Source organism: Frankia sp. CcWB3 (assembly GCF_977927595.1).
Genome location: NZ_CDWRCK010000157.1, coordinates 2,521 through 10,854 on the forward strand (window position 1 = coordinate 2,521; position 8,334 = coordinate 10,854).

The window sequence follows — 8,334 nt, forward strand, 5'->3', positions numbered from 1 at the left end:
GGACGGGGGAGGAGCCGCGGCCGAGGGACCGCGGCCCGCCGTGACGTCCGAACCCCCGCCGTTGGCCGGGGCCCGGGTGCTGCTCATCGGTGCCGGCGCGGTGGGATCGCTGGCCGCGCAGACCGTCCGGCGAGCCGGTGCCGGAGAGGTCGTGATCGCGAACCGGACCGCCGCCCGGGCGGCCCGCGTCGCCGAGGCCCACGAGGCCCGGGTCGTCGGTCTCACCGACCTGGCCCACGAGATCACCATGGCGGACCTGGTGATCTCCTCGACCGGCGCGAGCGGTCTCGTTGTCGAGCACGAGCTGGTTGCCGCGGCCTTGCCCGGCCGGGCAAGGCGCCCGCTGGTTTTCCTCGATCTGGCCCTGCCGCACGACATCGACCCGGGGGTGCGCGAGCTGCCCGGGGTGAGTCTGATCGACCTGGACGCACTGCGCATCGCGCTGGACGGCGCCCAGGTGACGCACGATGTGGAGGCGGTCCGCGCGCTGGTCGCCGCCGAGGTCGCGAGCTTCCTCGACCGCCGGCAGGCGGGCCGGGTGGCGCCGACCGTCGTCGCGCTGCGGGCCCACGCCGCCGCTGTGGTGCGTAGCGAGCTCGCCCGGTTGCACACCCGCCTGCCCGACCTCGACGATCGGGAGTGGAGCCTGGTGGAGGGCTCGGTCCGGCGCGTCGTCGACAAGCTGCTGCACGCCCCGACCGTGCGGGTGCAGGAGCTGGCCGGGGCGCCCGGCGGAGACGCCTACGCCGAGGCCCTGCGGGAACTGTTCGATCTGCCGCGGGAGGTGCCCGCCGTGGTGTCCGCGCCTGACCTTGATCTGCTGGAGCGTTCGTGACGGGGATCGACCCGACGAGTACCGACCCGACGAGTACCGACCCGACGAGCATCGGCGCCGACCTGCTGGCCCGTTTCGCCGGCCGCCGGCTGCGGCTGGGAACGCGGCGCTCGGCGCTGGCGCTGGCCCAGTCCGGGACGGTCGCCGCCACCCTGCGGGCGCGGGTGGGCTGCGCCGTCGAGCTGGTGCCGATTGTCACGGCGGGGGACCGCTCGTCGGGGGAGATCAGCCAGATCGGCGGGACCGGCGTCTTCGTCAGCGCGCTGCGCGACGCCCTGCTGTCTGGTGAGATCGACCTGGCGGTCCACTCGTTGAAGGACCTTCCAACGGCCACCCCACCCGGTCTGGTGCTCGCCGCGGTCCCGCCGCGGGCGGACCCCCGGGACGTGCTGGTCGCCCCGAGCGGGCGGCGCCTGGCCGAGCTCAGGGCCGGCGCCCGGATCGCGACCGGATCTCCGCGTCGCGCCGCGCAGCTGTGTGCTCTCGGCCTCGGGCTGGAGGTCGTCACGATCCGCGGCAATGTCGACACCCGGTTGAAGAAGGCCATCGACGGTGAGGTGGACGCGGTCGTCCTCGCGCACGCCGGGCTGGCGCGGCTCGACCGGCTCGATGCCGTCACCGAGATCCTCGAACCCACGGTGATGCTGCCCGCGCCCGGTCAGGGAGCCCTGGCGATCGAGTGCACGGGCGGTGCCGGGCTCGTCGTGGCCGGCCCGGCGCGCGCTCTGGTGCCCGCCGCGGCGGGTTCGGGTCCCGCTGCGGGACAAACCGGTGGCGAAACGTGGTCAGATGGCGGCCAGCCCGTCGATACGGGCCTCGCCGAGCTGCTACGGTTTGTGCTCGATGACGCATCGTCGTCCGTCGCGGTCAGAGCGGAACGCGCGTTCCTCGCCGGCATCGAAGCTGGTTGTACTGCCCCGGTCGGCGCCTTGGCCGAGCTTCTTCCGGAGCCGGCCGAAAGAGCTGCGGCGGAGGCCGGCGGTGCGCCTCCCGCGGGTCGTCTGTGCCTGCGGGCGGTCGTCGCCGCGCCGGACGGAAGCGATGTCCTCCGGCGTGACGTCACCGGATCCGCCGTCGACCCGGAGGCGCTCGGGCAGCGCCTCGCGGACGACATGCTGTCCGCCGGAGCACACTCGCTGATGGGAACCCGCTGAGCATGGCCACCCGACGAACGAAGAAGCCCGTCTCCCCGGTCGCCCTGGTGGGTGCCGGACCACGTGATCCCGGACTGCTCACCGTCCTCGCGGTCGAGACCCTGGCCGCCGCCGACCTGGTGGTGGCCGATCCCGAGGTGGCGCCGGCGGTGGTGGAGAACCTCACCGCCGAAGTGCTGCGCATTGGCGACCTCGAGGCGCCGAAGCCGGTCCGTGACGCGGAGGCGGCGACCGCCGCGGTGGTGAGCAGGGCCCGTGCCGGTGACAAGGTGGTCCGGCTCTACGCCTCCGATCCGTGGCTGACTCGCATCGGCGCCGCGGACGCCCAGGCGCTCGCGAAGGCCAAGATCCCCTATCGGGTGGTGCCCGGCATCCTCACTGGCGCCGCGGTCGCGACCTACGCCGGGGTCGCCCCGGGCGCGCCGGTCACCTTCGCCAGCACCTCCGGGGTCTTCTCGTCGTCGGGCACCGTGCCGGCGTCCTCGCCGTTCGGCGGGAGCGAGCCGGTGGGTCCGCTCACCGGTCCTCCGTTCGGGGCCTCGCGGCTGGGCGGGCGGCCGATCGCCGGTCTCGGGGGCGGGCTCGGCGGTGGCCTGGGAACCGGCGGGTTCGGCTCGCCGCTGGGCCTCGGTGCCCCGGGCGGCTTCGGCGGGTTCGGTGCGCCCATCTCCCCCCCCGGCGACCTGGACTGGGGTGCCCTCGCCCAGACCCCGGGCACCCTCGTGGTCACGGCGGCGCCGACGGAGGTCGGCAAGGTCGCGGCGGCGCTCGTCGAGCACGGGCGGCCCGGTGACACCCCGATCGCGGTGACCGTGGACGGCACCACCACCGACCAGCGCACCGTCACCTCGACGCTCGATCGGGTCGAGGCGGACACGGCACCGCTGTTGACCGCGGCCCCCACCCCGATCACCCAGGTCGTGCTGTCCATCGGCTCGGTGGTCGCGACCCGCAGCAAGTTGTCCTGGTGGGAGACCCGGGCGCTGTTCGGCTGGACGGTGCTGGTCCCGCGGACCAAGGAACAGGCGGCGATCCTGTCCGACCTGCTGCGTTCGCACGGCGCAAGCCCGCTGGAGGTGCCGACGATCGCTGTCGAGCCCCCGCGGACCGCCGCCCCGATGGAGCGCGCGATCACCGGTCTGGTCTCCGGGCGCTACCAGTGGGTGGCCTTCACCTCGGTCAACGCGGTCAAGGCGGTGCAGGAGAAGGTCGAGGAACGCAGCCTCGACGCCCGCGCGTTCGCGGGGGTCAAGGTTGCGGCGATCGGCGAGGCGACGGCCGACGCGCTGCGCACCTTCGGTATCCGGCCCGATCTCGTCCCGTCCGGGCAGCAGTCCAGCGAGGGGCTGCTGGCGGACTGGCCGGACTTCGACGACACCCTCGACCTGCTCGACCGGGTGCTGCTGCCGCGCGCCGACATCGCCACCGAGACCCTGGTCGCCGGCCTGAAGGAACGCGGCTGGCAGGTCGATGACGTGACGGCCTACCGCACCGTGCGTGCGGCTCCGCCGCCCGCCTCCATCCGGGAGGCGCTGAAGGGCGGCCGGGTCGACGCGGTCGTCTTCACCTCGTCCTCGACCGTGCGCAACCTGGTCGGCATCGCCGGCAAGCCCCACGAGACGACGGTGATCGCCGTGATCGGTCCGGCGACGGCCGCCACTGCCCAGGAGCTCGGGCTGCGCGTCGACGTGCAGGCTCCGGAGGCGTCCATCCCCGCCCTTGTCGGGGCGCTGGCGGAGTTCGCTGCCGAACACCGGGAAGAGCTCGGGAAGATCGGGCCGCTCGCCGCGCGGTTGCCGAAGCCACGGCGAGGCTCGCGGCGGTGAGGGTGCCGGCCCGGGGGAACGGGGCCGCAGCCGGATACCCGACGGCACGTCCCCGCCGGCTGCGCCGCTCGCCCGCGCTGCGCCGGCTGGTCTCGAACGTGCGGTTGCACCCGTCCGACCTGGTGCTGCCGATGTTCGTCAAGGAGGGCGTGGCCGATCCCGTTCCGCTGGCCTCGATGCCCGGTGTCGTCCAGCACACCCGCTCCTCGCTGCGGGAGGCGGCCGTCGAGGCCGTCGAGGCCGGCGTGGGCGGGCTCATCCTGTTCGGTGTGCCCGCGGAGAAGGATGCCCGCGGCTCGGCCGCCGACGACCCGGACGGCATCGTCCAGCTCGCGCTCGCCGATCTCGTCGCCGAGGTCGGTGGCGACGTCGTCCTGATGACGGACCTGTGCCTGGACGAGTACACCGACCACGGGCACTGCGGTCTGCTCACCAGCTCCGGGGAGGTCGACAACGACGCCACCCTGGCGCGCTACGGCGCGATCGCCGTGGCGCAGGCCCGTGCGGGTGCCGAGGTCGTCGCGCCGAGCGGGATGATGGACGGCCAGGTCGGCGCGATCCGGGCCGCGCTGGACGCGGAGGGCTTCATCGACCTGCCGATCCTCGCCTACTCGGTGAAGTATGCCTCGGCGTTCTACGGGCCGTTTCGCGAGGCTGCCGAGTGCGCCCCGCAGTTCGGGGACCGGACCGGTTACCAGCAGGATCCGGTCCGCTCGGCCGAGGAGGCCCGGCGCGAGGTCGCGCTCGACCTTGCCGAGGGCGCGGACGCGGTGATGGTGAAACCGGCGCTGGCCTACCTGGACGTGCTGCGGGCGGTGGCCGACACAGTGGACGTACCGGTGGCGGCCTACCAGGTGTCGGGCGAGTACGCGATGGTGGAGGCTGCCGCGGCGGCCGGGTGGATTGACCGGGACCGGGCGATCGACGAGACGCTGACCGCGATCTCCCGGGCCGGGGCGGACATCATCTTGACCTACTGGGCCACCGAGGTCGCCCGCCGCCTGGCCGCCTCCCGCTGACCGTCCCTCGCGGCGGCGGTTCCTCAACGTGGACGGTTCGCCACGGTGGTGCCGGGAGTCCGGCGTTCGTGGAAAGCGTCCGTTAGGTTACTCAGAGTGGGGGCTGCGCGTCGCGGCCTTCCTGTGTCGGCGTGGGCGGGATCTCTCCCGTGATGATCGACCATGGGTTCGGAAGGTACCCCCACCGGGTACCGGTACACTATACGGGGGGAGGGTATGTTCGGAGGGTCGGACGGGCGCCGGTGGCCGGTGGGATGGGCAGATCCATCGGGACCGGGGCGGCTTACACGAGGAGACGAGAACGGCCATGACGACCGCCTACACGACCGCCTACACGGTGGCCGGGATGACCTGCCAGCACTGCGTCCGATCCGTGACCGAGGAGCTCGCGCGGCTGCCGACCGTGTCGGACGTCGCCGTGGATCTGGCCGAGGGCCGGGTCACTCTCGTCAGCGACGGCGTCGTCGAGGACGGCGCCGTCCGGGAGGCCGTTGCGGAGGCTGGATACGAGCTTGTCGGGCGGGCGTATCGCTTCGGTGGTGCCAACGGTGCCGGTGGCCGGCGGGTGTGTCCGGTCCCACGGTCCGCGACCGGCAGTACCTTCCAGCCCGCTGTAAGGGGAGATCTGATGACCACTCTCGACGTCAGAACGGGTCACCCCGCGCGGATCGAGCTCGCGATCGGCGGGATGACCTGCTCGTCGTGCGCCGCGCGGGTGGAACGCAAACTCAACAGGATGGACGGCGTCACCGCTTCGGTGAACTACGCCACCGAGAAGGCCACCGTCACCCTCGCGGATACCGAAGCCCCCGCGGTCTGTCTCGATGATCTGATCCGCACGGTACAGGCCGCGGGATACTCCGCGACCCCGGTCCGGGGTGGGCCGGGTGCGGCCGGCACTGACACCGCGGCCGGCACCGCGGCCGGCACTGACACCGCGGCCGAGTATGCGACTGGTGCGGCGGAGGCCGAGGACGGCGGCGGCACGCAGGACGACGCGCCCGGCGCGGCGCTGCGGGCGCTACGCGTCCGGCTGGCTGGCTCGGCGACGCTCGCCGTGCCGGTGATCGCACTGGCCATGGTGCCCGCCTGGCAGTTCGACTACTGGCAGTGGGTCTCGCTGGCCTTGGCGACGCTGGTCGTGCTCTGGGGAGGCTGGCCGTTCCACCGGGCCGCGGGCCGGGGCGCCCGGCATGGGGTCGCGACGATGGACACCCTGGTCTCCCTCGGAACGCTGGCCGCCTTCGTCTGGTCGCTGTACGCCCTGTTCCTGGGCGGAGCGGGCGAACCGGGGATGCGGCACTCGTTCTCGTTCACCGGCGGCTTCCCGGGCCCGGAAGCCTCGGCCGGCGAGATCGGCCACTCGGGGAGTGGCCACGGCACCGGCGGGAGTGCCCACGGCGGCGCGGGCACAGCCCTCTACCTGGAGGTCGCCGCCGGGGTGACGGTGTTCCTGCTCACCGGCCGATTCCTGGAGTCACGTGCCCGCCGGCGTTCCGGCGCGGCCCTGCGGGCGCTGCTCCACCTCGGGGCAAAGGACGTCACCGTGCTGCGCGACCGGCCGGCGGACGGTGCGCGGGGGACTGGCCCGCGGCGGGTCGAGGAGCGGATCCCGGTCGAGGCGCTGCGGATCGGGGACGAGTTCGTCGTCCGCCCGGGCGAGAAGATCGCCACCGACGGCGTCGTGCTCGACGGGCTGTCGGCGGTGGACGCGAGCATGGTCACCGGCGAGTCGGTGCCCGTCGAGGTCGCCCCGGGTGACGCGGTCGTCGGGGCGACGGTGAACGCCGGCGGGCGGCTTGTGGTCCGGGCCACCCGGGTCGGCGCCGACACGCAGCTGGCGCGCATCGCCCGGCTCGTGACGGAGGCCCAGAGTGGCAAGGCCCGCGTCCAGCGCCTCGCCGACCGGGTCTCGGCGGTGTTCGTTCCGGTGGTGATCGGAATCGCGCTCGTCACCCTCGGGGTCTGGCTGGCTCTCGGGCAGCCGGCGACCGACGCCTTCACCGCGGCCGTCGCCGTGTTGATCATCGCCTGCCCCTGCGCGCTGGGCCTGGCCACGCCGACGGCGCTGCTGGTCGGGACGGGACGCGGTGCGCAGGTGGGCATCCTCATCCGCGGCCCGGAGGTGCTGGAGTCGACGCGGCGGGTCCAGACCGTCCTACTCGACAAAACCGGCACGGTGACCAGCGGGCGGATGCAGGTTGTCGCGGTGCTGCCGGCTCCCGGCGAGGACGCCGCCGAGGTGCTCCGGCTCGCCGCGGCGGTGGAGGAGGCGAGCGAGCACCCCATCGCCCGGGCGATCGCTGACGCGGCTGGGGAGCACGCGGTGGCCGCCGGTGTGCTGCCGCCGGTCGCGGACTTCGCGAACACCGCGGGCCTCGGCGTGCGCGGCACCGTGGAGGGGCATGCGGTGCTCGTCGGGCGGCCCCGGGTGTTCGCGGAACTCCCGGGCGCGCTCGCCGCCGAGCTGGACCGGGAACGGGCCGCCGGGCACACCGCCGTCGTGGTCGGCTGGGACGGCCGTCCCCGCGGACTGATCAGCGTCGCCGACACGGTGAAGCCCACCGCGGCCGCGGCCGTCGCCGATCTGCGTCGGCTCGGGCTGCACCCGGTCCTGCTGACCGGGGACGCCGAGGCGGTCGCCCGGTCCGTCGCCGCCGAGGTCGGCATCGCGGCCGAGGACGTCATCGCCGAGGTCCTGCCCGAGGAGAAGGTCGCGGCGGTCCGTCGCTTGCAGGCGCAGGGCCGGGTCGTGGCCATGGTGGGCGACGGGGTGAACGACGCCGCCGCGCTCGCCCAGGCCGATCTGGGCCTGGCGATGGGCGGCGGCACTGACGCGGCGATCGAGGCGTCGGATCTGACGCTCGTCAACGCGGATCCCTGCCTGGTGGCGGATGCCATCCGACTGTCGCGCGCCACCCTGCGCACGATCAAGGGCAATCTGTTCTGGGCGTTCGCCTACAACGTGGCCGGGCTGCCGCTTGCCGCGACCGGTCTGCTCAACCCAATGATCGCGGGGGCGGCGATGGCGTTCAGCTCCGTCTTTGTCGTCACGAACAGTCTGCGGCTGCGGCGTTTCACCGCACTGCGTCCGGCCTGAGCGGGCCCGGCCGGATCGGTTCCGCGGCGTCGGTCAGGTCGTGGCCGGTTCGGCCGGCGGGGCCTCCAGGCGCGGGAACACCGGGCTGGGATCGGCGGTCCGCGGCCCGCCGTCGCCGCACTGCGCGGCGATGCGCGGTGCCGAATCGGGCAGGAAGGGCGCGAGGTGCTCCGCCAGTTCCCGGCACGTGGCGACCAGTTCGGCGAGGACTGCGTCGAGGGCGTCGCGCGACGCTCCCTCCTTGCGCTCCGCCTTCGCGAGCTCCCAGGGCCGGGCGGCCTCCACGTAGCGGTTACCCTCGTCGCCGATCCTCGTGATGACCTCGGCTGCCCGGCGGAAGTCGAAGGCGGCGAAGGCGTCGTCGATTGTCCGGGGGGCCTCGTCGCGCACCGCCCGCAGC

At 73.9% G+C, this 8,334-nt stretch carries 5 protein-coding genes and 1 pseudogene; 5 read left to right on the forward strand and 1 reads right to left on the reverse strand.

All coding sequences use genetic code 11. From position 1 onward, the window contains the following. The 5 genes from ACY5KJ_RS13000 to ACY5KJ_RS13020 form a co-directional block, all read left to right on the forward strand. Positions 1-835: glutamyl-tRNA reductase (locus tag ACY5KJ_RS13000; protein WP_462203447.1), on the forward strand; the 835-nt coding region annotated here is incomplete at its 5' end. Then, positions 832-1,989 (forward strand): hydroxymethylbilane synthase, encoded by a 1,158-nt coding sequence (gene hemC / locus ACY5KJ_RS13005; protein WP_462203448.1) that lies wholly within the window; start codon positions 832-834, stop codon positions 1,987-1,989. The genes ACY5KJ_RS13000 and hemC, both read left to right, overlap by 4 nt. Before the next feature lie 2 nt (positions 1,990-1,991). Beyond that, positions 1,992-3,815: a bifunctional uroporphyrinogen-III C-methyltransferase/uroporphyrinogen-III synthase gene (locus ACY5KJ_RS13010; protein ID WP_462203449.1), complete on the forward strand. Its 1,824-nt coding sequence runs from the start codon at positions 1,992-1,994 to the stop codon at positions 3,813-3,815. Then, positions 3,812-4,834, forward strand: a complete 1,023-nt coding sequence (gene hemB, locus ACY5KJ_RS13015) for a porphobilinogen synthase (RefSeq protein WP_462187874.1) — start codon at positions 3,812-3,814, stop codon at positions 4,832-4,834. The genes ACY5KJ_RS13010 and hemB overlap by 4 nt, the downstream gene beginning before the upstream one ends. Positions 4,835-5,141: 307 nt before the next feature. Continuing rightward, positions 5,142-7,934 (forward strand): heavy metal translocating P-type ATPase, encoded by a 2,793-nt coding sequence (locus ACY5KJ_RS13020; RefSeq protein WP_462203450.1) that lies wholly within the window; start codon positions 5,142-5,144, stop codon positions 7,932-7,934. A gap of 33 nt (positions 7,935-7,967) precedes the next feature. On the opposite strand, the pseudogene ACY5KJ_RS13025 reads toward ACY5KJ_RS13020, so the two are convergent. Further along, positions 7,968-8,334: pseudogene (locus ACY5KJ_RS13025) on the reverse strand (methionine--tRNA ligase); the annotation flags it as partial.

Bases quoted from the DNA above. Each gene is read 5' to 3' on its own strand.
- ACY5KJ_RS13010 (WP_462203449.1), top strand. From the start codon at position 1,992: ATGGCCACCCGACGAACGAAGAAGCCCGTCTCCCCGGTCGCCCTGGTG.
- ACY5KJ_RS13020 (WP_462203450.1), top strand. From the start codon at position 5,142: ATGACGACCGCCTACACGACCGCCTACACGGTGGCCGGGATGACCTGC.